At 64.6% G+C, this 25406-nt stretch carries 21 protein-coding genes; 13 read left to right on the forward strand and 8 right to left on the reverse strand.

What is annotated here, in order from left to right:
- The first annotated feature begins 176 nt into the window (after positions 1 to 176).
- From ACN9M1_RS25020 to ACN9M1_RS25035, 4 genes are all read left to right on the forward strand, one after another.
- A complete protein-coding gene (locus ACN9M1_RS25020; RefSeq protein WP_426399552.1) occupies positions 177 to 821 on the forward strand; it encodes a carbonic anhydrase in 645 nt (214 codons plus the stop codon).
- 137 nt (positions 822 to 958) lie between these two features.
- Positions 959 to 2527, forward strand: a complete 1569-nt coding sequence (locus ACN9M1_RS25025) for a SulP family inorganic anion transporter (RefSeq protein ID WP_426399553.1) — start codon at positions 959 to 961, stop codon at positions 2525 to 2527.
- 303 nt (positions 2528 to 2830) lie between these two features.
- Positions 2831 to 3955: a collagen-like triple helix repeat-containing protein gene (locus ACN9M1_RS25030; protein ID WP_426399554.1), complete on the forward strand. Its 1125-nt coding sequence runs from the start codon at positions 2831 to 2833 to the stop codon at positions 3953 to 3955.
- A 172-nt stretch (positions 3956 to 4127) separates the two neighbouring features.
- On the forward strand, positions 4128 to 4436 hold the full coding sequence (locus ACN9M1_RS25035) for a putative quinol monooxygenase (protein ID WP_426399555.1): 309 nt from the start codon (positions 4128 to 4130) through the stop codon (positions 4434 to 4436).
- Positions 4437 to 4513: 77 nt separating this feature from the next.
- Here ACN9M1_RS25035 and prpF read toward each other — a convergent pair whose 3' ends face one another.
- Together prpF and acnD are read right to left on the reverse strand one after the other, a co-directional pair.
- Positions 4514 to 5698, reverse strand: coding sequence for a 2-methylaconitate cis-trans isomerase PrpF (gene prpF / locus ACN9M1_RS25040; protein ID WP_426399556.1), 1185 nt, complete (start codon positions 5696 to 5698; stop codon positions 4514 to 4516).
- On the reverse strand, positions 5695 to 8292 hold the full coding sequence (gene acnD / locus ACN9M1_RS25045; RefSeq protein WP_426399557.1) for a Fe/S-dependent 2-methylisocitrate dehydratase AcnD: 2598 nt from the start codon (positions 8290 to 8292) through the stop codon (positions 5695 to 5697). Before acnD ends, prpF begins: the two co-directional genes overlap by 4 nt.
- Here acnD and ACN9M1_RS25050 point away from each other — a divergent pair.
- Positions 8291 to 8590 (forward strand): hypothetical protein, encoded by a 300-nt coding sequence (locus ACN9M1_RS25050; protein ID WP_426399558.1) that lies wholly within the window; start codon positions 8291 to 8293, stop codon positions 8588 to 8590. The genes acnD and ACN9M1_RS25050 overlap by 2 nt on opposite strands.
- Here ACN9M1_RS25050 and prpC read toward each other — a convergent pair.
- Both prpC and prpB read right to left on the reverse strand, forming a co-directional pair.
- On the reverse strand, positions 8574 to 9743 hold the full coding sequence (gene prpC, locus ACN9M1_RS25055) for a bifunctional 2-methylcitrate synthase/citrate synthase (RefSeq protein ID WP_426399559.1): 1170 nt from the start codon (positions 9741 to 9743) through the stop codon (positions 8574 to 8576). The two genes, ACN9M1_RS25050 and prpC, sit on opposite strands and share 17 nt — an antisense overlap.
- A gap of 38 nt (positions 9744 to 9781) precedes the next feature.
- Positions 9782 to 10702 carry a methylisocitrate lyase gene (gene prpB, locus ACN9M1_RS25060; protein ID WP_426399560.1) on the reverse strand — a complete coding sequence of 307 codons (921 nt, stop codon included), beginning with the start codon at positions 10700 to 10702 and terminating at the stop codon, positions 9782 to 9784.
- Positions 10703 to 10869: 167 nt separating this feature from the next.
- On the opposite strand from prpB, the gene prpR reads away from it, so the two are divergent.
- Positions 10870 to 12825 (forward strand): propionate catabolism operon regulatory protein PrpR, encoded by a 1956-nt coding sequence (gene prpR, locus ACN9M1_RS25065; RefSeq protein ID WP_426399561.1) that lies wholly within the window; start codon positions 10870 to 10872, stop codon positions 12823 to 12825.
- A gap of 699 nt (positions 12826 to 13524) precedes the next feature.
- Here the strand turns inward: prpR and ACN9M1_RS25070 are convergent.
- Positions 13525 to 13668, reverse strand: coding sequence for a hypothetical protein (locus ACN9M1_RS25070; protein WP_426399562.1), 144 nt, complete (start codon positions 13666 to 13668; stop codon positions 13525 to 13527).
- Between ACN9M1_RS25070 and ACN9M1_RS25075 the strand changes: the two genes are divergently transcribed.
- From ACN9M1_RS25075 to ACN9M1_RS25090, 4 genes are all read left to right on the forward strand, one after another.
- Positions 13669 to 18996 (forward strand): YadA-like family protein, encoded by a 5328-nt coding sequence (locus tag ACN9M1_RS25075; RefSeq protein WP_426399563.1) that lies wholly within the window; start codon positions 13669 to 13671, stop codon positions 18994 to 18996.
- Positions 18997 to 19079: 83 nt separating this feature from the next.
- Positions 19080 to 19472: an outer membrane protein assembly factor BamE gene (locus tag ACN9M1_RS25080; RefSeq protein WP_426399564.1), complete on the forward strand. Its 393-nt coding sequence runs from the start codon at positions 19080 to 19082 to the stop codon at positions 19470 to 19472.
- Positions 19473 to 19544: 72 nt separating this feature from the next.
- Positions 19545 to 19991, forward strand: coding sequence for a DUF4019 domain-containing protein (locus ACN9M1_RS25085; protein ID WP_426399565.1), 447 nt, complete (start codon positions 19545 to 19547; stop codon positions 19989 to 19991).
- Positions 19992 to 20143: 152 nt separating this feature from the next.
- A complete protein-coding gene (locus ACN9M1_RS25090; protein ID WP_426399566.1) occupies positions 20144 to 21454 on the forward strand; it encodes a chloride channel protein in 1311 nt (436 codons plus the stop codon).
- A 132-nt stretch (positions 21455 to 21586) separates the two neighbouring features.
- Here the strand turns inward: ACN9M1_RS25090 and ACN9M1_RS25095 are convergent, their stop codons facing one another.
- Positions 21587 to 22066: a VOC family protein gene (locus ACN9M1_RS25095; protein ID WP_426399567.1), complete on the reverse strand. Its 480-nt coding sequence runs from the start codon at positions 22064 to 22066 to the stop codon at positions 21587 to 21589.
- A gap of 250 nt (positions 22067 to 22316) precedes the next feature.
- On the opposite strand from ACN9M1_RS25095, the gene ACN9M1_RS25100 reads away from it, so the two are divergent.
- Both ACN9M1_RS25100 and ACN9M1_RS25105 read left to right on the forward strand, forming a co-directional pair.
- On the forward strand, positions 22317 to 22661 hold the full coding sequence (locus ACN9M1_RS25100; RefSeq protein WP_426399568.1) for a toxin: 345 nt from the start codon (positions 22317 to 22319) through the stop codon (positions 22659 to 22661).
- On the forward strand, positions 22658 to 22969 hold the full coding sequence (locus tag ACN9M1_RS25105; protein ID WP_426399569.1) for a helix-turn-helix domain-containing protein: 312 nt from the start codon (positions 22658 to 22660) through the stop codon (positions 22967 to 22969). Before ACN9M1_RS25100 ends, ACN9M1_RS25105 begins: the two co-directional genes overlap by 4 nt.
- An 83-nt stretch (positions 22970 to 23052) precedes the next feature.
- Here ACN9M1_RS25105 and ACN9M1_RS25110 read toward each other — a convergent pair whose 3' ends face one another.
- The gene (locus tag ACN9M1_RS25110; protein ID WP_426399570.1) at positions 23053 to 23454 is read right to left on the reverse strand and encodes a RidA family protein; all 402 of its coding nucleotides are present in this window, start codon (positions 23452 to 23454) and stop codon (positions 23053 to 23055) included.
- Between the two features lie 147 nt (positions 23455 to 23601).
- Between ACN9M1_RS25110 and ACN9M1_RS25115 the strand changes: the two genes are divergently transcribed.
- Entirely contained in the window at positions 23602 to 24513 is a 912-nt protein-coding gene (locus tag ACN9M1_RS25115) for a LysR substrate-binding domain-containing protein (protein WP_426399571.1), read from the forward strand.
- A 20-nt stretch (positions 24514 to 24533) separates the two neighbouring features.
- On the opposite strand, the gene ACN9M1_RS25120 is transcribed toward ACN9M1_RS25115, so the two are convergent.
- A complete protein-coding gene (locus ACN9M1_RS25120; protein ID WP_426399572.1) occupies positions 24534 to 25394 on the reverse strand; it encodes a DUF2242 domain-containing protein in 861 nt (286 codons plus the stop codon).
- Positions 25395 to 25406 lie beyond the last annotated feature (12 nt).

Consider the following 25406-nt stretch of genomic DNA (forward strand, 5'->3'; position numbering starts at 1 on the left):
TATTTCTGGTGCGTATGGCGAAAAAACCCACTGCATGGGTGGATTGGCGGGGCGGGAACCTTTCTCATACGATCCATTTCGTAACCTTTCCGCTGCACTGCAACGTTGCCGCAGAAGCCGACCCAACCTGGCTTTGCGGCCTGCAGCGGCCCAGCTGATCTTGCAGGAGCCACCCAATGCATCGACCAAAACGCATGCTTGTCGAGAATGTCGCGTGGGCGCACGAAACCGCCGCGCGTGACCCCCAATTCTTTTCGCGGCTGGCACAAGGCCAGCAACCCCAGGTGTTATGGATTGGTTGCGCAGATAGCCGCGTGCCGGCCGAAACCATTACCCATTCCAGCCCGGGGGATTTATTTGTCCACCGTAATATCGCCAATCTGGTATGCCCGGCGGATGACAACACCATGAGCGTGCTCGAATATGCCGTGCGCGTGCTCAAGGTCGCCCACGTCATCGTGTGTGGGCATGACAGCTGCGGCGGGGTGCGCGCTTCCTTGCTGCCGCCGCCCGATGGGTTGCCCCACGTGGCGCGTCGCATTGCGCCGCTGTGCGCACTGGCCGGGCGCCATCGCGCAGAACTCAACGCCGTGCCCGATCTGGAAGACCGCGTGAACCGCCTGGCCGAGCTGAACGTGCTCGAGCAGGTGCGCTGCCTGCGCGAGAACCCCATCGTGCGCGATGCGGAACGGCCGCCGCGCGTGCATGGCTGGATCTTCGGTCTGGCTGATGGGCACATCCGCGTGCTGGCGTCCGGCGACCCCGATGCCGAGCACGCTACCCGTGGCGACATCCTGATGCCCGCCGAGGCCATCGCCTGACGCCACGGCGGTGGCTTCCGTGGCCACCGCTTTCAACACGCTTTCTCTCCTCACGCATGCCGGCGCGGGTCTCCAGCTCGCTCGCCCGTAGGCAGGCGTTCGCGCGTGCACCGTTCCTACAACACCAACACACCATCATGCAGACACCAACCTCACCGGCTTTCTTCCCGCGCGACATGCTCGCCGGGGTCATCGTGTTCTTTGTCGCCCTGCCGCTGTGCCTGGGCATTGCCAATGCATCGGGGGTCGATCCGCTTGCGGGGCTGCTCTCCGGCATGATCGGCGGCCTGGTGGTGGCGCTGCTCAGCGGCTCGCAGCTGAGCGTGAGCGGCCCCGCTGCAGGCCTGGTCGTGATCGTGGTGGATGGCATTGCCAAACTGGGCGGGTTCTCCGCCTTCCTGGTGGCCGTGGCGCTGGCCGGCGCGCTGCAGTTTGTGTTCGGCGTGCTGCGTGCCGGACGCTTTGCGGCATATGTGCCGTCGTCGGTCATCAAGGGCATGCTGGCGGCGATCGGTCTGCTGCTGATCATCAAGCAGGTGCCACTGGCCTTGGGGATGGCGACTGGGGTTGGGACTGGCGCGGTCGCCCCTGGCATGCTCGCCACGCCGTTCGGCACGTTTTCGATGACGGCGATGCTGGTGACGGCGCTCTCCGCCGCTGTGCTCATCGGCTGGGATACGCCGATGCTGCGGCGCTTTGCGGTGGTGCGCGCGCTGCCCTCGCCGCTGGTGGTGGTGGCGCTCGGTATTGGCGTGACTTTGCTGCTGGACGCGGTGGCACCCGGCATGGCGCCGGCCGCTGAGCACCGCGTGGAACTGCCGTCGCTGGCATCGTTCGGCGCATTGCTGGATGCACTGGAATCGCCCGCACTCGCTGCGCTCGGCAATCCGGAGGTCTGGCGCCTGGCGATGGCGCTGGCCATTGTGGCCAGCCTCGAGACGCTGCTCTGCCTCGAAGCCGTCGAGCAGATCGACCCGAAGAAGCGCACCGCGTCGCCCGATCGCGAACTCAAGGCGCAGGGCATCGGCAACATGGTCGCCGGCGCGCTGGGCGGGTTGCCCATCACCTCCGTCATCGTGCGCAGTTCGGCCAACGTGCATGCCGGCGCGCAGAGCCGCTGGTCGGCCGTGGTGCATGGCGTGCTGCTGCTGGCGAGCGTGTTTGCGCTCACGGCCATCGTCAATCGCATTCCGCTGGCGTGTCTGGCCACCATCCTGATCTTTACCGGCTACAAGCTGGCCAAGCCGTCGCTGTTCATGTCAGTGGCGAAGCAGGGGTGGGATCGCTTTGCGCCGTTCATCGCCACCATCGTGGGCGTGCTGCTGACGGACCTGCTGATCGGCATCGTGATCGGCATCGCGCTGAGCATTGCGCTGGCGATTCGCGCCAACCTGCGCCGCACCATCGTCATGGCGCGCCATCATGACCACTTCCTGCTGTCGTTCCGCAAGGACGTGTCGTTCATGGGCAAGGTGCCGCTCAAGCGCTACCTGGCGCAGGTGCCGGACGGCGCCACGCTCATCGTCGATGGGGCCCGCGCGGACTACATCGACCCCGACGTGCGCGAGATGGTCGAGCAGTTCATCGAGGCAGCGCCCGCGCGCGGCATCGTCATCGAGCGCCATCATTTTGATGCGGCTGCCACCCAGCGCCCAGCCGGTTTGCGATTGCCGCGCCTGCCATTTGCGCGCGCTGCGGCCAGATAACGCCGTGGTCGCCACTAACTCATTTTGAGTAATTTAGAGCCAATTCTTCAAACATAATCATGCTGGTGCGTCTATCTGCGAGCGTTTGGGGATAGACGCAGCTTGGCCCTGTCAGGCCTCTGTGCGCGTAAGTCCGCATAGAGAAAGGCCCGGCGGCGTTTGACAATGTTTTCAATTGCCACGGTTTTAGTTAATAGACTGCATTTGAACAGGGCGGCCGATTAATCGACCGGCACATCGACAGAGCATCGAGCGGGGCGGAACAGCACATTATCAAACGCGCATTTGGAGCGGGAGGCAGATATGAAGACATGGCAACGCAGGACCTTGGTTTCAGCCGTTTTGGCCGGGCTACTTGTGCTGGGCGGTTGCGCCAGCTCCGGCTCGGGCGACATGAGCGGTACCAGCGGCGGCGACGGCAGTTCCGCCAACAACGGCTCGGGGTCGAACGGGTCGAACGGCACGACCACCACGGCGTCCACCACCCCCACCGGTGAGGTTGCCAACAAAGGCGGCGGCGTGGTGACGGCCACCGGCGGTGCCATCAGCAGCCTCGGCACGACGATCGGCGGTAGCAATCTGCCGGGCGCCTCGGGGGTGGGCAACGTGGTCGACAACCTGGGGAACACCGTCTCCACGCTTGGTACGGGTGTGCAGTCGGGCCTGGGCAGCATTGGCACCAACCCGAACCCGATCGGCACGACGGTGTCGAGCACGGGCAATGTCGTTACCGCCGCAGGCAATACAGTGACGGCCACGGGCGGCCTGGTCGACAGTCTGGGCACCGGCCCGCTGCAGCCGCTGTCCCCGGTGACTACGCCGGTGGGCGGTGCAGTTCAGCAGGTCGGCCAGGCGGTGGCTAATGCGGGCGGCACGCTTGGCACTGCGCTGTCGACGGGGCCGGTGGAGCAGGTGACGCAGCAGCTCAGTTCCGCCGTGGTGCCGCTCACCTCGCAAGTCACCACCGCCACGCAAACGCTGGGTAACACCACTGGCCTGGGCGCACCGGGGACCAACCTGCTGCAGACCGTTGGCGGCGGCGTGGCGGGCGTCGGTACGTCGCTCACGGCGACGAACGCGCCGGTGATCTCCAACCTGGGCGGTGTGGTGACGGCCACCGGCAACACGGTCGCCGCGCTGGGTGGGCCGCTGTCTGGCGGCAGCGGCTCGGGCAGCAACCCGTTGGCCCCGATTACAGGGGCGTTGGGCGGTGCCACGGGCGGCAGCAACCCGCTCGGGGCGGTCACCGGTGCCTTGGGCGGTTCTGGCTCGGCCACAGGGGCAACGGCGCCGATTGGCTCGCTGGTGACGAGCGTTGGGTCGTCGGTGACATCGACGGGGGCGACCACACCGCTGGCGCCCGTCACGGGTGCCGTGGGTGGGGCGCTGGGGACCGTTGGATCAGCGCTGGGTGGGGCGCATCACTGATAACGAATCTGCGGGGGAGAATGCCGCTCATGCTTTGCGCTGAGCGGTTTTTTTTGCGTCTTTAGTGCGCGCCGCATCATCCGCTGGGTGGAGGCGCTTGAACTGTCATGGGGCACCGTTTGTAATGCTCTTCTGTCCGCGCCGACCCCTGCGCGGCATCCGGAGACCCAAGATGATCAAGCACGCACTATTTGCCCGGCTCATCGCCAAGCCGGGCAAGGAGCAGGCCGTGGCCGACTTTCTCGCGGCCGGCCTGCAGATGGCCAATCAAGAGGCCACCACCCCCATCTGGTTTGCGTTGCGCATTGCGCCCAACGTGTTCGGCATCTTTGATGCGTTTGCCAGCGAGGAGGATCGCCAAGCGCACCTCGATGGCCCGATTGCCAAAGCGCTGATGGCCAACGCGGCGGAACTGCTGGCCTCGCCGCCGGAGATTGCACCGATTGACGTGCTGGGCATGAAGAACACTGGCGCCAACTGAACGCTAGAAACGACAAAACCGCCGCTGCCGGTTTCTGCCCGGATGCGGCGGTTTTTGTTTGCTCAGCGTACGGATCGTCAGCCCGGCACGCGCACCCAGCCTTCCATCAGCACACGCGCGCTGCGGCTCATGATGGCCTTGGTGACGGTCCATTCGCCGTCGACCAGCTTGGCTTCCGCGCCCACGCGCAGCGTGCCGGACGGATGCCCGAAGCGCACCGCGTTGCGCTCGCCGCCGCCGGCCGCGAGGTTGACCAGCGTGCCCGGAATGGCCGCTGCCGTGCCGATGGCCACGGCCGCCGTCCCCATCATGGCATGGTGCAGCTTGCCCATGGAGAGCGCACGCACCAGCAGGTCCACATCGCCCGCGCCAACCCTCTTGCCGCTGGAGGACACATACGCCTTCGGCGGTGCCACGAAGGCCACCTTGGGCGTGTGCTGCCGCGTGGCGGCCTCGTCGATGCTCTTGATGAGCCCCATGCGCACCGCACCGTGCGCGCGGATAGTCTCGAACATCGCCAGCGCCTTCGCATCGCCGTTGATGGCGTCCTGCAACTCGGTGCCGGTGTAGCCGATGGCCTCCGCGTTGATGAAGATCGTGGGGATGCCGGCGTTGATCATCGTCGCCTTGAGTGCGCCCACGCCGGGCACGTCCAGGTCATCGACGAGGTTGCCGGTGGGGAACATTGCGCCGCCGCCGTCACCGTCTTCCTCCGCTGCCGGGTCGAGGAATTCGAGCTGCACTTCCGCAGCTGGGAAGGTCACGCCGTCCAGTTCAAAGTCGCCGGTTTCCTGCACCGCGCCGTTGGTGATGGGCACGTGCGCAATGATGGTCTTGCCGATGTTGGCCTGCCAGATGCGCACGATGGCGGTACCGTTTTGCGGAACACGGCTCGCATCCACTAGGCCGTTGCTGATGGCGAACGGGCCGACAGCGGCGGACAGGTTGCCGCAGTTGCCCGACCAATCCACAAACGGCTTATCGATGGAGACCTGGCCGAACAGGTAGTCCACGTCATGGTCTGGGCGCGTGCTCTTGCTGAGGATCACCGTCTTGCTGGTGCTCGAGGTGGCGCCGCCCATGCCGTCGATCTGCTTGCCGTACGGGTCGGGGCTGCCGATCACGCGCATGAGCAGCGCATCGCGGGCCGCGCCCGGTTGCTGCGCGGCCGGCGGCAAATCCTGCAGACGGAAGAACACGCCCTTGCTGGTGCCGCCACGGATGTACGTGGCGGGAATCTTGATCTGCGCGGGATGGCTCATGCAGCCTCCTTGTTCGATTCCAGGAAGTCCTGTGCAAAGCGCTGCAGCACGCCGCCCGCTTCGTAGATCGAGACTTCCTCATCGCTGTCCAGACGGCACGTGACGGGCACTTCCACGCGTTCGCCGTTCTTGCGATGGATCACCAGCGTGAGGTCCGCACGCGGTTGGCGCGCGCCGATCACGTCATAGGTTTCGGTGCCGTCGATGCCCAAGGTCAGGCGCGTGGTGCCCGGCTTGAACTCCAGCGGCAGCACGCCCATGCCGATCAGGTTGGTGCGGTGGATGCGCTCGAAGCCTTCGGCCACGATGACTTCCACACCGGCCAGGCGCACACCCTTGGCGGCCCAGTCGCGCGAGCTGCCTTGGCCGTAGTCGGCACCGGCAATCACGATCAGCGGCTGCTTGCGGTCCATGTAGGTCTCGATCGCTTCCCACATGCGCGTGACCTTGCCCTCGGGCTCGATGCGCGCCAGCGAACCCTTTTGCACTTTTCCATCCACCACGGCCATCTCGTTGATGAGCGTGGGGTTGGCGAACGTCGCGCGCTGCGCGGTCAGGTGGTCGCCGCGGTGCGTGGCGTACGAGTTGAAGTCCTCTTCCGGCAGGCCCATCTTGGCGAGGTATTCACCGGCGGCGCTGCTCGCCAGGATGGCGTTGGACGGCGAGAGGTGGTCGGTCGTGATGTTGTCGCCCAGCACCGCCAGCGGACGCAGACCCTTGAGCGTGCGCTCGCCCGCCAGTGCGCCTTCCCAGTACGGCGGGCGGCGGATGTAGGTGCTCTGCGGGCGCCAGTCGTACAGCGGGCTCACGTTGGCAACAGCCGCGCTGCGCTGCTCGAACATCGGGATGTAGACCTTGCGGAATTGCTCCGGCTTGACCGAGGCGCGCACGATGGCGTCGATCTCTTCATCGGTCGGCCACAGGTCTTTCAGCAGGATGGGCTTGCCGTTGGCATCGGTGCCGAAGCTGTCGCGTTCGATGTCGAAGCGCACCGTGCCGGCAATCGCATAAGCCACCACCAGCGGCGGCGAGGCGAGGAACGCCTGCTTGGCGTACGGGTGGATGCGGCCATCGAAGTTGCGGTTGCCCGACAGCACGGCGGTGGCGTACAGGTCCCGGTCGATGATCTCTTGCTGGATCTTCGGGTCCAGCGCGCCGCTCATGCCGTTGCAGGTGGTGCACGCAAACGCGACGATGCCGAAGCCGAGCTTTTCCAACTCCGCCTTCAGCCCAGCGTCTTCCAGATACAACTCCACGGCCTTGGATCCGGGCGCCAGCGAGCTCTTGACCCACGGCTTGCGCGTCAGGCCTAGGCGGTTGGCGTTGCGTGCCAGCAGCGCGGCGGCAATCACGTTGCGCGGGTTGCTGGTGTTGGTGCAGCTGGTGATGGCGGCGATGATGACCGCGCCGTCCGGCATCTGCCCAGGCGTTTCTTCCCACTTGCCGGCGATGCCCTTGGCGGCCAGGTCGGCCGTGGCCACACGGGCGTGCGGGTTCGACGGGCCGGCCATGTTGCGCACCACGCTCGACAGATCGAAGCGCAGCACGCGTTCGTACTCCGCATGCTTGAGCGTGTCGGACCACAGGCCGGCGGTCTTGGCATACGTTTCGACCAGCTTGACCTGCTCGTCGCTACGGCCGGTCAGGCGCAGGTAGTCGAGCGTGTTGTCGTCGATCGAGAACATGGCGGCCGTGGCGCCGTACTCGGGGGCCATGTTGGAGATGGTGGCGCGGTCGCCCAGCGTGAGCTTCGATGCGCCTTCACCGTAGAACTCCAGGTAGGCACCCACCACCTTCTGCTTGCGCAGGAATTCGGTCAGGGCCAGCACGATGTCGGTGGCGGTGATGCCGGGCTGGCGTTGGCCCGTCAGTTCCACGCCGACGATGTCCGGCAGGCGCATCCACGAGGCGCGGCCGAGCATCACGTTTTCAGCTTCCAGCCCGCCCACGCCGATGGCGATCACGCCGAGTGCATCCACGTGTGGCGTGTGGCTATCCGTGCCGACGCAGGTGTCGGGGTAGGCCACGCCGTCGTGCGCCTGGATGACCGGCGACATCTTCTCCAGATTGATCTGGTGCATGATGCCGTTGCCTGCGGGGATCACGTCGACGTTCTTGAACGCGAGCTTGGTCCAGTCGATGAAGTGGAAGCGGTCTTCGTTGCGGCGGTCTTCAATGGCGCGGTTCTTGGCGAAGGCGTCGGGGTCGAAGCCGCCGCATTCCACTGCGAGGGAGTGGTCGACGATGAGTTGCACGGGCACCACCGGGTTGACCTTGGCGGGGTCGCCGCCTTGGTCGGCGATGGCGTCACGCAGGCCGGCTAGGTCTACCAGGGCGGTTTGGCCGAGGATGTCGTGGCAGACCACGCGGGCGGGGAACCAGGGGAAGTCGAGGTCGCGTTTGCGCTCGATCAGTTGCTTGAGTGATGCGGTGAGCGTTGCGGGGTCGCAGCGGCGGACCAGATTCTCGGCGAGTACGCGCGAGGTGTACGGCAGCTTGTCGTAGGCGCCGGGTTGGATGGCTTCTACGGCTTCACGGGCGTCGAAATAATCGAGCGTTGTGCCGGGGAGGGGTTTGCGGTGGGTGGTGTTCATGATGGTGGTACATCCCTTGTTTCATCCCCTGCCGGGGCTGACTCACTTTCTTTGTCTTGCCAAAGAAAGTAAGCAAAGAAAGGCGCGCCCGAGATGGCGACTTCCCCTTGAATTTATGTCACCGGGCGGAGAGGGGAAAAACTCGCTGCGCTCAGACAGTTTCCCCTCTTTTTTCCGCCCGCTGACAGAAATTCAAGGCGCCATCAAGGGCAGGAACGTCAACGGCCAAACCGTCTGGCGGTTGGTGTTGACGTTCTTCTCTTCTCTTCTTTCTTGTTGTCTTACGCGCGCTTGCTGATCGGCACGAACTTCAGATCTTCGGGGCCGGTGTAGTTGGCGCTCGGGCGGATGATCTTGTTGTCGATGCGTTGCTCGATGATGTGTGCGGCCCAGCCCGACGTACGTGCAATCACGAACAGCGGCGTGAACATCGCGGTGGGCACGCCCATCATGTGGTACGACACGGCGCTGAACCAGTCGAGGTTGGGGAACATCTTCTTGACGTCCCACATCACGGTTTCCAGGCGCTCGGCAATGTCGAACATCTTGGTGTTGGACGCTTCCTTCGACAGCTTCTTCGCCACTTCCTTGATGACCTTGTTGCGCGGGTCGGACACGGTGTACACCGGGTGGCCGAAGCCGATCACGACTTCCTTGGCTTCGACGCGGCGGCGGATGTCGGCCTCGGCTTCGTCCGGCGTGTCGTAGCGCTTCTGAATCTCGAACGCCACTTCATTGGCGCCGCCATGCTTCGGGCCACGCAGTGCACCGATGGCGCCGGTGATGGCCGAGTAGATGTCCGAACCCGTGCCGGCAATCACGCGGCCCGTGAACGTGGAGGCGTTGAATTCGTGCTCGGCGTACAGGTTGAGCGACACGTGCATCGCGTCGACCCACGACTTGGGCGGCTCGACGCCGTGCAGCAGGTGCAGGAAGTGGCCGCCGATGGAGTCGTCATCCGTTTCGACTTCGATGCGCTTGCCGTTGTGGCTGTAGTGGTACCAGTACAGCAGCATCGAGCCGAGGCTGGCCATCAGGCGGTCGGCGATGTCGCGCGCGCCGGGGGTGGCGTGGTCGTCCTTCTCGGGCAGTACGGTGCCGAGCACCGACACGCCCGTGCGCATCACGTCCATCGGGTGGGCGGAGGCGGGCACCCATTCCAGTGCGGCCTTCACGTTGGCGGGCAGGCCGCGCAGGGCCTTCAGCTTGGCTTTGTAGGCAGTCAGTTCAGCCTTGTTGGGCAGCTTGCCGTGCACCAGCAGGTGGGCGACTTCTTCAAACTCGCACGCGGCAGCCAGGTCGAGGATGTCGTAGCCGCGGTAGTGCAGGTCGTTGCCGGTGCGGCCGACGGTACACAGTGCGGTGTTGCCCGCCGTCACGCCCGACAGGGCCACGGACTTCTTCGGCTTGAATGCGCCTGCGTTCGGCGTGCTGTTATCGGCTTCGCTCATGGTGATGGTCTCCTTGGATGCGTGGAATGTTGTAGGCGTTATTTCTGGGCGGCGTGTTGTGCAGAAAACAGCGCGTCCAGCTTGTCTTCGTACGCGTGGTAGCCGAGGTATTGGTACAGGTCTGCGCGGGTCTGCATGGTTTCCACAGCGGCCTTTTGCGTGCCGTCGCGCATCAACACCTGATAGAAGTTGAGTGCCGCTGCGTTCATTGCGCGATACGCGCCGCAGCAGTACAGCGCGATGTCCACGTTGGCGCTGGCAAGCTCTTGCGTGGTGAACAGCGGCGTGCTGCCGAACTCGGTCAGGTTGGCCAGGATGGGCACCTTCACGGCAGCCTTGAAGCGGCGGTAGTCGTCCAGCGTCTTCATGGCTTCGGGGAAGATCATGTCCGCGCCGGCTTCCACGTAGGCCACGGCGCGCTCGATGGCGGCGTCGATGCCTTCGACGGCGGCCGCGTCAGTACGGGCCATGATGACGAAGTCGTCATCGGTGCGGGCGTCCACGGCGGCCTTCACGCGGTCGACCATTTCGTCGGCGGGCACGACTTCCTTGCCTGGGCGATGGCCGCAGCGCTTCTGGCCGACCTGGTCTTCCAGGTGCACGGCGCCCACGCCTGCCTTGATGAACGAGCGGACCGTACGCGCGATGTTGAACGCGCCGCCCCAGCCGGTGTCGATGTCGACCATCAACGGGATCTGCACGGCGTCGGTGATGCGGCGGGCGTCGATCAGCACGTCTTCCATCGTGCTGATGCCCAGGTCCGGAATGCCCAGGGAGTTGGCGGCCACGCCGCCACCCGACAGGTACACGGCCTTGAAGCCGGTCTGCTCGGCCATCTTGGCGGCGTAGGCCGTAATGGCGCCGACCACTTGCAGTGGCTGACCTTGGGCTTGCGATTCGGCGACTGCCTGGCGGAACTTGGCGCCCGCGCTGACGGGCTGACGTTTGGTTGTGCTCATGCGTGCTCCACAAAGAATGAACCCTTAGAGCAGGAAGCGGGCCACCCGTCGCATCGCCCGTAACCCGTTGATTTGTATGGAAGTGCGCTTGCCGCCCAGCGCCACCTCATTTCAGAAATGAAATTTCAATTTCAATGAGGAAATGCGCGGCGCATAATGCTTGGATCATGAGTCCCACACCCGATCTCCCATCCCTGGCAGACCGCCCGCGCATCTGGGCGTGCGGCATCAGCCGCCTGAGCGATCTGTTCCTCGACATTGCCGCCGAATACAACGATCGCGCCGAGTTGCGCGTCATCACGCGCGGCTTTGAAGACATCGTGCGCGAGATCGACGCGGCAGGTTCCCAGCGTCCCGACGTGGTGGTGGCGGGCGGCTCCAACGGGGCGTACCTCAAGCCGCGTTTGTCCTTGCCAGTGGTCGTCATCAACCCGACCGGCTTTGACGTGATGCATGCGTTGGCACGTGCCCGCCGCGCGTCTGCGGAGACGAAATCCGTCGCGCTTGTCACGCATGGCGACACGCCCGACGAGGTGCGCCGCTTTGTCGCCGCGTACAACATGGACGTGGTGTTCGCTTCGTACGCGTCGCGCCAGGATGCGGAGAGTTGTGTGCTGGATCTGCGCGACCGGGGTGTGGGTGCCGTTGTCGGCCCCGGCCTGGTGACAGACCTTGCGGCGCAGGCCGGCATGCAGACGGTGTTCTTGTACTCGCGCGATTCCGTGCGCGCCGCGTTCGATACCGCACTGGAAGTCGTGCAGGCCACCCGCCGCGAAGCGCAGCGCCGCCAGCGTCTGGACAACCTGCTGCAGCATCTGCGCGATGGCGTGGTCGCGCTGGATGCACAGGGCCGCGTGGAAGCGCTGAATGAACGGCTTGCTACCGCACTCGGCATTGATGCCAAGCAGGCGATCGGGCATCCGCTGCTGAGCATTGCGCCCAACCTGCTCGGCCTGCTGCCCGATACCGATGGCGACACGCTGGGCACGGTGCGCGGCGTGAGCTACGTCATCCATCGGGGGCCGCTGGCGGGCATGGGCGCGGCAGAGGGCACCGTGTTCACCTTTCAGGAATCGCGTGCGGTGGAGCGGCTCGACCGCACGTTGCGCTCGCGCCAGCGCCCGCAGCAGTTCAGTGCGCGTTATCGGCTGGATGACCTGGTGGGCGAATCCGCGCCCATGGAGCGCGTGCGCACGCTGGTGCGTCGTTATGCCAAGTCCGATGCCACCGTGCTGGTGCTGGGCGAATCCGGTACCGGCAAGGAGATGGTCGCGCAGAGCATGCATGAGCTGAGCGCGCGGCGTGACTTTTCGTTTGTCGCCATCAACTGCGGCGCGTTTCCCGAGGCGCTGCTGGAGAGCGAACTCTTCGGCTATGAAGAAGGCGCGTTCACCGGCGCGCGCAAGGGCGGCAAGGCTGGGCTGATCGAAGCCGCGCACCGGGGCACGCTCTTCCTAGATGAGATTGGCGAGATGCCGCTGCCGCTGCAAAGCCGCCTGCTGCGCGTGCTGCAGGAGCGTGAGGTGGTGCGGCTGGGCTCGACCGAACCCACGCGTGTCGACATCCGCGTCGTCGCCGCCACGCACCGCGCGCTGACCGATGCGGTGGAAGCCGGCACCTTCCGCGCGGATCTGTACTACCGCCTCAACATCCTCAGCATCGCGTTGCCGCCGTTGCGCGAGCGCACTGACGACGTAATGCCCCTGGCCGCCGAGTTGCTCGTGCAGGCCGCCCGCCGCGAGCCACGCCTGCTGCTGCGCATTCCGGACACCGACATCGCCAGCCACCTGCTGGCTGCCATTGCGGACCCGCTGCGGCACTACGCGTGGCCCGGCAACGTGCGCGAGCTGCAAAGCGTGATCGAACGCATCGCCGTGGAGCTGGCCGATACGGACGAGGCCGGCGCCATCTCCCAAGAGGTGTTGCGCATGATCGCGCCCGAAGTGTTTGCGCAGCCGGCGCGCGGCAAGAAGGGCCCGCAGACCCTGCGCGAACGCAGCCGTGGTGTGGAAGCGGAGGAGATTCGCGCTACGCTGGCTGCGCATGGTGGGGATCGCGATGCGGTGTGTGCCGCGTTGGGTATCAGCAAGACCACGCTCTGGCGGCGGTTGCAGGCGGGGTAGGCGCTCACACGCGGCCATCTGCGGCCGCAGTTTTGCGTACTCAAGCAGACTTCGGTCAGCGTGTGCCCGTGGCCGGCGGGCTCGCTTTTCTCCTGACTTTTTTTGTCGGCATTGGTTTTAAATCCACAATGCGCATGATTAACCATTTCATGTGCATGGATTTATTGAGCATCGTTGAGATTGTTGTCATCAAAACGACAATATTCCGTGCGCCAGTAAGCTCTCATTAAGAATACAAAACATCCGGTATGTCAATTGTAAAAACCGACGAGTTCTAGTCCTTATGTTCTAGACATGGTGGTGAGTTTCGACTACTTTTCTTTTGAATGTGAAGTCCCTCTGCACGCATCTCTGCCCCCGCACATCGACACGGGTGATGTGCTTGAGATAGTGCGTCCCCATCAGTAAAAAAACGATCTGCCGGGAGTGCGGTAGCCATGCCTAGTACGAGCCATTACGCTCGGGCAAACGTTTGTCGACTTGACCGTCGACGCGGTTGCCCGCCCCTGCACGCGCCTCCTGCGCTTCATGTGGCCAATCACTGGCCTTTCAATCCACCCTGAAATACCGGCCTCAACCGGGCCAAGCTGTTGACCCCTGAATAAGCCGGTCAAACAGGCCAGTTTTATCCATTGCCATATCGAAAACGCTCCTGTCAGGAGCGGTGGATAACTGCGCCTTGAATAAACCGGTGGGTTATCAGTCATTGATTTTCTGGCGGCACCAATCAATCGGGAACCAGCGATATGCCTGGGCGCCCTGGGCACGCTCGTCTTTCTTGTATGCGAAATGGCGCAATCCATCTGATTTTCTGAATGCTTTCTTAAATGCGACGGAATCCATATGAACAAGTCATATAAGACAATTTGGAATGAAGCGTTGGGTGCGTGGGTTGCAGCCTCCGAACTGGATCGGGCGCGGGGGAAAGGCGGCACGGTCGTGCGGCGCACCCGCCTGAACACGTTCGTGGGCGCCATGACGCTCATCGCGGCGGCGGTGGCCGTCTTTGGCGCGGCGGTGCCGGAAGAGGCGCTGGCGCAGGCGAACTGCTCTACGGCCCCGTACAACTTTTACAGCGGCAGCACGACATGCGTCGGCTTCATGTCGAACGCCACGCAAGGCGGGGCCACGGCCGTCGGTTATGGCGCCAACAGTACGGGGCTTAACGGAGTGGCAGTCGGCTTCCAATCTATTGCCTCCGGGACAAATTCCATCAACGTGGGTGCACGCACCGCTCCGGGTACCGGTGCAACTGCCGACTCCACGATCGCCATCGGGACCGATGTCACTGCGAACGCCACCTCGGCCATTGGCGTGGGCGTGCAAGCGGCTGCCAGCGGTACTTCGGCGATTGCCCTTGGCGCCTTGGCCAAGGCAACCGCAGCCAACGCCGTCGCGCTTGGCACAAACGCGCAGGCAACCAATGCAGCCGCCACTGCCGTCGGTAACGGCGCAAAAGCCAGCGGCAACACGGCACTTGCAATCGGCGGGCAGGCGCTCGCTATCGGCGACGGCACCGTTGCGGCGGGTCAGGGGGCTGGCGCCGGCTCAACTACCGGCAACACCGGCTCGGTCGCCGTCGGTATCGCCACCGGCACGCTCGTGAGTGGCGCGCAGAACACCGCAGTCGGCGGCGGTATCGCGAGCGCGATGCGCGGCGCGGGGTCTGGCGTCACCGGCACGCGCAACGTCGCGTTCGGCACGGGCGACGGCACGGTCACGTATGACGGTACGCTGGCCGCTTCTGCGGGCAACTTGGTATCCGGCAACGACAACGTTGCGATCGGCACGAACGCGGGCATCGGCGTCACAGCAAACGGCACCACCTCGGTCGGCCTGAACGCCAAGGCATCCGCCACCGGATCAATCGCCATCGGCGTTCAGTCGACGGCCGCGGGCGGTTTTGGCGTGGCGGTGGGCAACGCGTCGGTGGCTTCTCAAAGTGGTGCAACTGCCATGGGCAGCGGCGCAACGGCGTCGGGTGTATCAGGCACCGCCATCGGAAACAACGCGGTGGCATCCGGCACGAACGCCGTTGCGATGGGTCTGGGGGCGCGGGCTACGGGCACCAACAGCGTGAGCATTGGCACAAACAACGTCGTCAGCGGGGCGAATTCTGGGGCAATCGGCGATCCGAGCACCATCACGGGCTCGGGTTCGTATTCGCTCGGTAACAACAACACGATCAATGCGAACAACGCGTTCGTCGTTGGCAACGGTGTGACGGTGGCCGGCGGCCTGGACGGTGCGGTCGTCCTCGGCAATGCGTCCACCGTGTCGGCCGCAGTGCAGACGCCAAACGCGGTGATCGCAGGGGCGACCCGCACCTTCGCGGGCGGTACGCCGGCGGCGGGCGACGTCGTCAGTGTCGGCTCGGCCGCCGCGCCGCGGCAGATTCAGAACGTCGCAGCCGGACGGCTTAGCGGCAGCTCGACCGATGCGGTCAACGGCTCACAGTTGTTTGCGACCAACCAGGCGGTGGACGGCATCTTCACCACCATCAACAACATCCAGAACGGCGCAGGCATCAAGTACTTTCACGCCAATTCCACGGCGGCGGATAGCCAGGCGACCGGTACGGACAGTGTGGCGGTGGGGCCGCTCGCGGTGGCTAGTGGAGCGAACAGCGTAGCAACGGGCAACGGCGCGCAGGCACAAGCTACCAATGCGCTGGCATTGGGTGCGACCGCAACAGCAACCAATGCCGGCGATGTGGCACTCGGTTCCGGCTCCGTCACCGCTGCATCCAACCCGACGGCGAGCGCAGTCATTGCCGGCACCACGCGCAGCTTTGCGGGGACGAACCCGACCAGCGTGGTGAGCGTCGGCGCGCTCGGGTCCGAACGCCAGATCACGAATGTCGCCGCAGGCCGACTCAGCAATTCGAGCACCGATGCGGTCAACGGCTCGCAACTCTTCGCGACCAACCAAGCCATCGATGGTGTCTCGACCACGGTCAACAACATCCAGAACGGCGCAGGCATCAAATACTTCCACGCCAACTCCACGGCGGCCGACAGCCAGGCCACTGGCACGGACAGCGTGGCTGTCGGGCCGCTCGCGCTGGCCAGTGGGGCGAACAGCGTGGCTACGGGCAACGGCGCGCAGGCACAAGCCGCCAACGCGCTGGCGCTGGGCGCGACTGCACGGGCAACCAACGCCGGCGATGTAGCACTCGGCTCCGGCTCCGTCACCGCCGCATCCAACCCGACAGGGAGCGCGGTGGTTGCCGGTGTGACGCACAACTTTGCGGGGACGAACCCGTCCAGCGTGGTGAGCGTCGGTGCGGTCGGTGCGGAACGTCAGATCACCAACGTGGCGGCTGGGCGCCTGAGCAATTCCAGCACGGATGCGGTCAACGGCTCGCAGTTGTTCGCGACCAATCAGGCGGTGGATGGCATCTCCACCACGGTCAACAACATCCAGAGCGGCGCAGGGATCAAATACTTCCACGCCAACTCCACAGCAGCGGATAGTCAGGCCACTGGGACGGACAGCGTGGCCGTCGGGCCGCTCGCGGTGGCCAGCGGGGCGAACAGCGTTGCGACGGGCAATGGCGCGCAGGCACAAGCCGCCAACGCGCTGGCGCTGGGCGCGACTGCACGGGCGACCAATGCTGGCGATGTGGCACTCGGCTCCGGCTCTGTCACCGCTGCATCCAACCCGACGGCGAGCGCAGTCATTGCCGGCGCCACGCGCAGCTTTGCGGGGACGAACCCGACTAGCGTGGTGAGCGTCGGCGCGCTTGGTGCGGAACGTCAGATCACCAACGTGGCCGCTGGGCGCCTGAGCAATTCCAGCACCGATGCCGTCAACGGCTCACAGCTCTTTGCGACCAATCAGGCGGTGGATGGCATCTCCACGACGGTCAACAACATCCAGAGCGGCGCAGGTATCAAGTACTTCCACGCCAACTCCACGGCAGCGGATAGTCAGGCCACTGGCACGGACAGCGTAGCGGTGGGGCCGCTCGCGGTGGCCAGCGGCACGAACAGCATCGCAACCGGCAATGGTGCGCAGGCGAGCGGCGCCAATGCGCTCGCCCTGGGCAGCAATGCGCATGCGACGGCGGCAAACTCCGTCGCCCTCGGCGCCAATGCGACGACTGCCGCCAACCTGGGGGCCGCTGCCTACAACCCCGGCACGGCAGCGCTGGCGGGCACCGCGCCGGTGGGTGAGGTCTCGGTGGGCTCGGCCGGCAACGAGCGGCGCGTCACGAATGTGGCAGCGGGCTCCGCAGCGACGGACGCCGTCAACGTGAGCCAGTTGCAGTCGGTGCAAACAGAGCTGACGCAAACCAAGAATGACGCGCTGCTGTGGGACCCCACCGCCAACGGCGGCACGGGTGCCTTCAGCGCCAACCACGGCGGCACGGGGCCGAACGTCGTTACCAACGTGGCGCCCGGCGCGTTGAATGCCACCAGCACGGACGCCGTGAATGGCTCGCAGCTCTTCACGACCAACCAGAACGTCACCAACCTGGGCAACACGATCAACAGCATCCAGAACGGTGGGGGCATCAAGTATTTCCACGCCAATTCAACGGCAGCCGACAGCCAGGCTACCGGCACGGACAGCGTTGCCATCGGGCCGCTTGCGGTTGCGGGTGGCGCGACTAGCCTGGCGGCCGGCAATGGTGCCCAGGCGCAAACAAACAACGCGCTGGCGCTGGGTTCGCTGTCGACGGTGTCGGTCGTGGGCGGTGTGGCGATCGGCTCGGGTTCGGTTTCCGATCGAGCCGTTGCCTCGGGCACGGGCTCGATTCCGGCGGGCAGCCACGCCGTGCCGTTCAACACGTCCGATGGGACGCTGCTGGGCGCCGTGTCGTTTGGCAGCGCTGCGGGCAACACGTATCGCCAGTTGACCAACGTGGCAGACGGCACGGGCCAGCACGATGCCGCAACGATCCGCCAGTTGACGGGCGCGCTGCAGTCGTTCGCGGTCACGCCCACGCTGTACTTCCACGCCAATTCGACGGCGGCGGATTCGCTGGCGGTGGGTTCGCAGTCCGTGGCGGTGGGCCCGACCACGGTGGTGAATGGCGACAACGGTGTGGGTATCGGCAACGGCGCGATCGTCCAGCAAACCGCGCCGGGCGGCATCGCCATCGGCCAGTCTTCCACCTCGGGCCAGGCGGATGCAATTGCGCTGGGCAGCGGGTCGACCGCCAACGGCGCGCAGTCCATCGCGCAAGGCGCCAACGCCAATGCCAGCTTGGCGGGTGGCATTGCCATCGGCTCGGGCGCCAAGAGCAACGCCGTCGATGCGATGGCACTGGGTTCAGGGGCGAACGCAACGTTCGCCAACAGTGTTGCGCTGGGCGCTGGCTCGCTCACCACGGTGGGCGCGCTGACCAACTACCTGGCATTCGGTTTGACGGCGCCGCAAACGTCTTCGGGTGAACTCAACGTCGGCAACCGCCAGATCACGGGGGTGGCAGCGGGCCGCCTTGGTAGCGATGCGGTCAACGTGTCGCAGTTGCAGGCGGTGCAGCAGCAGCTGACCACGTTCATCAACAACAACGGCGGCACGTTCACCTCCACCTCGCCCAACGGCACCACCAACAACACGCCGCCGGCCACACCTGGCCCCAACTCGTCGGTGGGCGGCACGGGCGCGGTGGCATCGGGCAGCAACAGCACGGCGCTGGGCAACAGCTCGCAGGCCACGGGCAACAACACCACGGCCGTCGGCACGGGCGCGGTCGCCACGGGCAGCGGGTCGACGGCCATTGGCGCGGGCAGCAACGACGGTGGCCGTACCGATGTCGTCTCGGTGGGCACCACGACCCTGTCGCGCCAGGTGATCAACGTGGCTGCCGGCACGGCACCCACCGATGCCGTCAACGTATCGCAGTTGAACAACGCAGTCACTCAGGCTAACAGCTACACCGACAACCAAGTCGCAGGGTTGCGCAACAGCATCGATTCCTACCGGCACGATGCTGACGGCGGTACTGCCATGGCGATGGCCTTGGCGGGCCTGCCCCAACCAACCGGCCCGGGCAAGAGCATGGTGGCGGTGGCCGGCAGTGTGTACAACGGCCAATCGGGCCAGGCGCTTGGCATCTCGACCGTGTCGGAAAACAACCGCTGGATCTACAAGGCTGCCGTCTCTACCAACACACGCGGCACGTATGGCGCGGTGGTCGGTGCCGGGTATCAATGGTGATGTGAGCCGGTGGGCCGTTTGCCAAGTGGCCCACCACACGGCCCGCCGCACGACTGCAACGTGACCTCTTTCGGATTCTTGATATGAACAAGCGCGCATTCTCCGCCAGCATTGCAACGCTCTTTTGCTTCGCCGCCTTCTCTGCCCTTACCGGGTGCGCCGGTCCAACCGACACGGCATTCCCCAAGACGGATACGGCGATGACGCCCGAAGGCTCGTTCCCCAACGTCGACCATCTGCGCATGGTCGAACCCGGCATGAGCAAGGGACAGGTCTATGAGTTGATTGGCGTACCGCACTTTCACGAGAGCGTGTTTCGGGTGCGCGTGTGGAACTACCTGTTCCACTTCCGCGGCGCAGACAAGCCTGTCACGTGCCAATACCAAATTCAATTTGACGACGACAACCGCGTTACCAAGACTCGGTGGGCCGACCCGCAGTGCGAGACCTTTGCACCGGCAAAACCCGCGCAATAACCAGACAGGCCAGACAGACCAGATGGAGGGTGGTTGATGAAACGTGTTAACGGGGCTTTCAGGATCGCTGCGGTGTGTGCCCTTGCTACGGCTTCTGTGCTTGCGCACGGCGCGCAAGCCGGAGATTCCGCAGACGAACTGGTCGGCAACGCCGCGCTCGTGCTCAAGAAGATCGATGCGGGCGACTACACCGCGCTCTGGCAGCAGACCGCACCATTTGTGCGCGGGTTTTATACGCCAGAGCGCTTTGCCAGCGGGCTGACGCAAGCGCGCAAGTCGGTCGGCACCGTCAGCCAGCGCGGCTGGGCGTCGGTCACGCGGCTGACCTACACGCATGTCAAGGACATCCCGGACGGTCTGTATGCGAACGTCGACTATGCAAGCCAGCTGGCCGACGGACGCGTCGTCTACGAGAAGGTGAGTTTTCAACTCGGCAGCGACGGCCACTGGTACTTCACCGGGTATGACTCGCGCCAGAACCCAGGGAGCCCGGGGGACGTTGCACAGGCGCAGAAATGACCGCGCCGCGCCTCCCACACGCGGCCGGATTGTTCCAATGATCGATTCGGATGCAAGGGCATCGAAAGTCCGGCGTTGCTTGGAAGCGGGCGAGCGGATCGAGGACGGTCAAGTCCTATACTGTCGGCCTCACAAACCGCCGCGCCAACGCCATGTTTTCTCCGCTCCACATCGCCGACAGCTCAGTGCGGCGCGCCAGGAGACTGTGGACCAACTACGGCATCTTTTGGCTCGGGGCCGTTCTGGTGGGGTTGGTGTCCGTGGCCTATGCGAAGCTGATCGACTTGGGCTTCGAACTCTTTCGCAACATGGCGTCGCATGCGTTTTGGCTGCCGCTGGTCATCACGCCGCTGGGTGCAGCGCTTGCCATCTGGCTCACGCGGCGGTTCTTTCGCGGTGCCGAGGGCAGTGGCATTCCGCAGGTAATTGCAACGCTCGAAGACGGACGCCTTGCGAGTTCGCTGCTTTCGCTGCGCATCATGGCTGGCAAGATCGTGGTCTCGTTCCTCGGCATCCTCTGCGGCTTTACGATCGGCAGAGAGGGCCCCACGGTGCAGATTGGCGCGTCGCTCATGTACGCCATGCGGCGCGGCTATCGCCGCAGCAGCCAACACATCGAACGGCAACTCGCCCTCGCGGGTGCGGCAGCGGGGCTTGCGGCTGCGTTCAACACGCCACTGGCCGGCGTGGTGTTTGCCATTGAAGAACTCACGCGCAGCTTTGTGGCGCGCAACAGCGGCACGCTCATCACCGCCATCATTTTTTCAGGCGTGGTCGCGCTGGGCTTGCAAGGCAATTACCTGTACTTCGGGCGCATCCAGGCCATCGGGCAATTTCATCCGGCGCTGATCCCGCTTGTGATTGGCGCCAGCCTGCTCTGCGGTGTAGCGGGCGGGGCGTTTGCCTGGCTGCTGCTCAACCTGCCGCGCTGGATGCCCGCGCCGCTCATGGCGCTGCGACAGGTGCGGCCCGTATGGTTTGCCTTTCTGTGCGGCGTGGCCATTGCCGTGGTGGGATTGGCCTCGGGCGGCACCACATTCGGCAGCGGCTATGCAGAAGCGCGCGGCCTGTTGGAGACGCATCAAGCGCTGTCGCCGTTCTACGCCGTGCTCAAGTTTGCCGCGCTCATCGCGTCTTACCTGTCGGGCATTCCCGGCGGCATCTTTGCGCCGTCGCTGGCAATTGGTGCTGGGCTTGGCAACGTCATGTCGCTCGTCACATCGGCCATACCGCTGCCCAGTCTTGCCGCGCTGTGCATGGTGGGCTATCTGGCGGCGGTCACGCAATCGCCCATCACCTCATTCGTGATCGTGATGGAGATGATCGACGGCCACGAGATGGTGCTGCCACTCATGGCCGTGGCGTTGCTTTCCAGCCAGCTATCGAAGGTGCTGACGCCGTCGTTCTATCACACGCTTGCGCATCGGTTTCGTGCGTCGGTGCCGCGCCCGGCTCTGCAATAAGAGCCGCTAACAAAACCGCCCTGGCGTCGTTGCGCCTCCTTGCCGTACTGCTTGTACTGTCTGCGTCGGCACGCCTAGCCAGGACAGTTTTGTTAGCGGCTCTAAGCCCGGGCCGGAGCATCGGACCCGTGCTCACCCGCGCCGCGCTGCCTCAATCGTGGCGATATCGATCTTGGTCATCGTCATCATCGCGTCGAATGCGCGCTTGGCTGCTGCGCGGTCCGGGTCGGTAAATGCCGCGGTGAGTGCGCGCGGCGTGATCTGCCACGACAGCCCCCACTTGTCCTTGCACCAGCCGCACGCGCTTTCCTGCCCGCCGTTGCTGACGATGGCATTCCACAGCCGATCGGTCTCGGCCTGATCGTCCGTTGCGATCTGAAACGAAAACGCTTCGCTGTGCTTGAACTGCGGGCCGCCATTCAGCCCCAGGCAGTGGATGCCCGCCACGGTGAACTCCACCGTCAGCACATCTCCCTCGTGGCCGGCGGGGTAGTCGCCAGGCGCGCGGTGCACGGCCGTGACTTTACTGTCGGGAAAGGTGGCTGCGTAAAAGTTGGCCGCGTCGAGTGCGTCGCGGTCGTACCACAGGCAGATCGTGTTTTTGCTGACCATGCGTGTCTCCTGAAGGGGGCGCCGGCATCTGTCACCTTCCACACCGCATCAAGCGTCCGTGTTGCATGGGCTCGGCCTGATGGGCGAGACGGTTGCCGATTGCCGCTGTTGGGGGTTTCCACTGTCTCACACGCGGGCGGTGCATGCCATCTCGCTTGCCATCGCCCGCGCGGTGTTGGCGCGATGCGGGTCTGAAATCAGAATCCAGGCAATTGAAACTATACGCAATAAACGTATAGTTTGTGGCATCATGGAAGCCACGTTTATAGAGTTGCCGCCGTTTCAGCGGCTGCGAGAGCACTATCTTTCGGATGACGAGTACCGAGCGCTTCAGTACACGCTGCTCGCTCAGCCAAATGCTGGTGATGTGATCAAAGGCACTGGCGGGTTGCGCAAGATCCGGTTTTCGGACAAACGGCGCGGCAAAGGCAAACGCGGCGGCTTGCGCGTCATCTACTACTACTGGGATACAGGTGGGCAATTTTGGATGTTTGCCGTCTATGACAAGGACGAAGCGAGCGATCTTTCCAGCGATGAGCGCAAAGTGCTCGCGCAGTTGCTCGAACGCGAAGTTAAGGCGAGGAGCGGGCGATGAAACGGAATCTGTTTGAAGAACTGACAGAGGGCATGGATGCCCTCGCCGCAGAACGCGAAGGAAAGACGACCCTGCGCAAGGTCAAAGTGCGTGCACCGGAGCCGGTGAATGTGAGTGCGGACGAGATCAAGGCAGTCCGTGCCGCAGCCCGTGCCTCGCAGGCCGTTATGGCGCGCCGGTTGCGCGTGAACGTGCGGACGTACCAGAACTGGGAGCAAGGCACCGCTAAACCGAATACGCAAGCGGCGGTGCTCATCAAGCTGGTGGAGAAGCATCCGGAAACACTGCAGATGCTGGAAGCGCTTTGAATGCGTTGTTCCTTCGGACAAGCCGCCGCGCAGGCGGCTTTCTTATTTGTCGCCAGTGAATTCGCTGGCCCGCAGCAAGCACTTCACTTCGCCAACTCAGGCAGCTTGGCGATCACCTTGATCTCAAACTGAAAGCCGTAAAGCCACGTCACGCCGATGCCGGTGAGCGTTGGGTAGGGCGCATCGCCCCAATGCTCGCCGACCACCTTCCAGATCGGCTCGAACTGCGTCTCGGGGTTGACGACGAAGACCGTGACATCGATCACATCCTGGAACGTGCAGCCAGCGGCGGACAGGATGGCATGCAGATTCTCAAACGCCAGCCTGACCTGCTTCTGCAGATCGGGCTCGGGCGAGCCATCGGGCTGGCTGCCCACCTGGCCCGACACAAACAGAAAACCATTGGAGCGGATGGCCGGCGAATAGCGGTTCTGCTCATACAGGGCTTGGCGCGCGGCCGGAAACACAACATCGCGTGCAGACATGAATCACTTCCTTGCATGGGGAGGATGGGTCAATGGATGGCTGCGCAGCCACCGGCACTGTAGACATTCATGCCCCAGCGATAAACCGCCCATGCCTACAATCACCGTTTGGTGTTTCCAAACAATCTTTCGGGCAGAGGAGCCGACGTGGACCGTTTTGATGCGCTACAAGCGTTCACCCGCGTGGTGGAGGCGGGCAGCTTTACCAAAGCCGCCCAGACGCTGCAGATCAGCAAAACCACGGTCACCCAGCTGGTGCAGCAGTTGGAGGCGCATCTGCGCATCAAGCTGCTGAACCGCACGACCCGGCAGGTCAATGTCACGCCCGATGGCGCCGCCTATTACGAACGCGCCGTACGCTTGTTGGCTGATCTGGAAGACGCCGACACCAGCCTGTCTTCCGCGTCCGCCACGCCTCGGGGGCGCTTGCGCGTGGATGTGCCGACCCCATTCGCGCGCCTCGTCCTGGCGCCTGCGCTGCCGGCGTTCCATGCGCGCTATCCCGACATCCAGCTGCACATTGGCGTGAGCGACCGCATGGTGGATGTGATTGGCGACAACGTGGATTGCGTGCTGCGTGGCGGCGAGCTGGCCGATTCCTCGCTGCAGGCACGTCGCGTTGGGGAGCTATTGCTGGGCGCCTACGCTGCGCCGCGTTATCTGGAGCAGGCCGGCACGCCCACGCAGCCCAGCGACCTTGAGCATACGCACCACCGCATGGTCGGTTTTCTCAGTGCCCGCAGCGGCAAGGTCATCCCGCTGAGCCTGCAGCGCGATGGCGAACGTATCGATGTGCGGGCGCGGTACATGGCCGCGCTGGATGATGGCAACGCTTACGAGGCGGCCGGTCTGGCAGGCGCGGGTGTGTTTTGGTTGCCGCGCTACATGGCGGACGCGCACGTGGCGCGTGGCGAACTGATCCCGCTGTTCACCGATTGGCACGTTCCCCCCATGCCGATGTACCTGGTGTACCCGCCCAACCGGCATGTCAGCGCAAAGCTGCGTGCGTTCATGGCATGGGTGGATGAACTGATGGCCGGTCTGGCGCCGTCGAGCTGACCGAGCGCGCCAGCCGTTGTTCAGTTGGCGCCGCCGGTCGTGGCGGCCGGTGCGGAGGCGGGGGCGGGGGCGGGCTCGGTGTGGGTTTTCGGCTCCTGCGCGGGTGGTGTGGCCGCCGGTGCGGACGCTGGCGCTGCAGGGGTAACGGGCGCTGCAGGTGTCGCAACAGGCGCCGCAGCCGGCGTTGATGCGGGTGCCGGGGGTGCCACCACCGGCACAGGCGGCGCGGCCGGCGTCGGCACCACGGGCGTGGTCATCTTCATCGGCTCGCCCTGCGGTGTGGGCGCGGGTTCGGGCAGCGGTGCCACGTGTTCCTTCTCCGCCGCCTTGGCCACCTTGCGGTCCTGGCGTGCGGGGTCGATCTTCAAAAAGTGGTCGACCAGGTTGAAGTAACGCTCGTAGAACACCCCGGCTGGAATCGTCTCGCTGGCCACCTTCACCATTGAATCGTCGCCTGAGCCAATGGGCAGCGACACCGAACCCAGAATGCTCAAGCCCACGCTGGCCGATGTGCTCGTCTTCTTGAGTGAGTAGCGGTCTTGCACCGCGTTCACGTAGGCCGTGCTGGACGTGCCATCGGTATTGGCGTCTGCACACACGATATGGAACGAGATCACCACGTGCGAATCGTTGCTCGGCTGGAAGTTCTTGCTGCCGTCGATGGTGTCTGCACGCGGCGAGGTCGACACATAGCCCTGGCTCAGCAACGCCCGGCGCGCGGCTTCGCAGGTGGCATCCGACCGTGCATGGAAGGTGCGCGCGTAGGGGCTGGCCGCCGCATCGAACTGCTCTTGCTGATAGAGCGGCGTGGGCGCGGAACTGCACGCCGACAAGGCGGCAATCGCGCACGAAACGGAGAGCAGGCGGAAGCGGTAGGGCATGGTGTGGGCAAA

The organism is Ralstonia sp. R-29 (assembly GCF_049913345.1).
In the GTDB taxonomy this organism is placed as follows: Bacteria; Pseudomonadota; Gammaproteobacteria; order Burkholderiales; family Burkholderiaceae; genus Ralstonia.

Coding starts and splice junctions, on each gene's coding strand:
- ACN9M1_RS25020 (WP_426399552.1), top strand. CDS start 177: ATGCATCGACCAAAACGCATGCTTGTCGAGAATGTCGCGTGGGCGCAC.
- ACN9M1_RS25025 (WP_426399553.1), top strand. CDS start 959: ATGCAGACACCAACCTCACCGGCTTTCTTCCCGCGCGACATGCTCGCC.
- ACN9M1_RS25030 (WP_426399554.1), top strand. CDS start 2,831: ATGAAGACATGGCAACGCAGGACCTTGGTTTCAGCCGTTTTGGCCGGG.
- ACN9M1_RS25035 (WP_426399555.1), top strand. CDS start 4,128: ATGATCAAGCACGCACTATTTGCCCGGCTCATCGCCAAGCCGGGCAAG.
- prpF (WP_426399556.1), bottom strand. CDS start 5,698: ATGAGCCATCCCGCGCAGATCAAGATTCCCGCCACGTACATCCGTGGC.
- ACN9M1_RS25050 (WP_426399558.1), top strand. CDS start 8,291: ATGATGGTGGTACATCCCTTGTTTCATCCCCTGCCGGGGCTGACTCAC.
- acnD (WP_426399557.1), bottom strand. CDS start 8,292: ATGAACACCACCCACCGCAAACCCCTCCCCGGCACAACGCTCGATTAT.
- prpC (WP_426399559.1), bottom strand. CDS start 9,743: ATGAGCGAAGCCGATAACAGCACGCCGAACGCAGGCGCATTCAAGCCG.
- prpB (WP_426399560.1), bottom strand. CDS start 10,702: ATGAGCACAACCAAACGTCAGCCCGTCAGCGCGGGCGCCAAGTTCCGC.
- prpR (WP_426399561.1), top strand. CDS start 10,870: ATGAGTCCCACACCCGATCTCCCATCCCTGGCAGACCGCCCGCGCATC.
- ACN9M1_RS25070 (WP_426399562.1), bottom strand. CDS start 13,668: ATGGATTCCGTCGCATTTAAGAAAGCATTCAGAAAATCAGATGGATTG.
- ACN9M1_RS25075 (WP_426399563.1), top strand. CDS start 13,669: ATGAACAAGTCATATAAGACAATTTGGAATGAAGCGTTGGGTGCGTGG.
- ACN9M1_RS25080 (WP_426399564.1), top strand. CDS start 19,080: ATGAACAAGCGCGCATTCTCCGCCAGCATTGCAACGCTCTTTTGCTTC.
- ACN9M1_RS25090 (WP_426399566.1), top strand. CDS start 20,144: ATGTTTTCTCCGCTCCACATCGCCGACAGCTCAGTGCGGCGCGCCAGG.
- ACN9M1_RS25095 (WP_426399567.1), bottom strand. CDS start 22,066: ATGGTCAGCAAAAACACGATCTGCCTGTGGTACGACCGCGACGCACTC.
- ACN9M1_RS25100 (WP_426399568.1), top strand. CDS start 22,317: ATGGAAGCCACGTTTATAGAGTTGCCGCCGTTTCAGCGGCTGCGAGAG.
- ACN9M1_RS25105 (WP_426399569.1), top strand. CDS start 22,658: ATGAAACGGAATCTGTTTGAAGAACTGACAGAGGGCATGGATGCCCTC.
- ACN9M1_RS25110 (WP_426399570.1), bottom strand. CDS start 23,454: ATGTCTGCACGCGATGTTGTGTTTCCGGCCGCGCGCCAAGCCCTGTAT.
- ACN9M1_RS25120 (WP_426399572.1), bottom strand. CDS start 25,394: ATGCCCTACCGCTTCCGCCTGCTCTCCGTTTCGTGCGCGATTGCCGCC.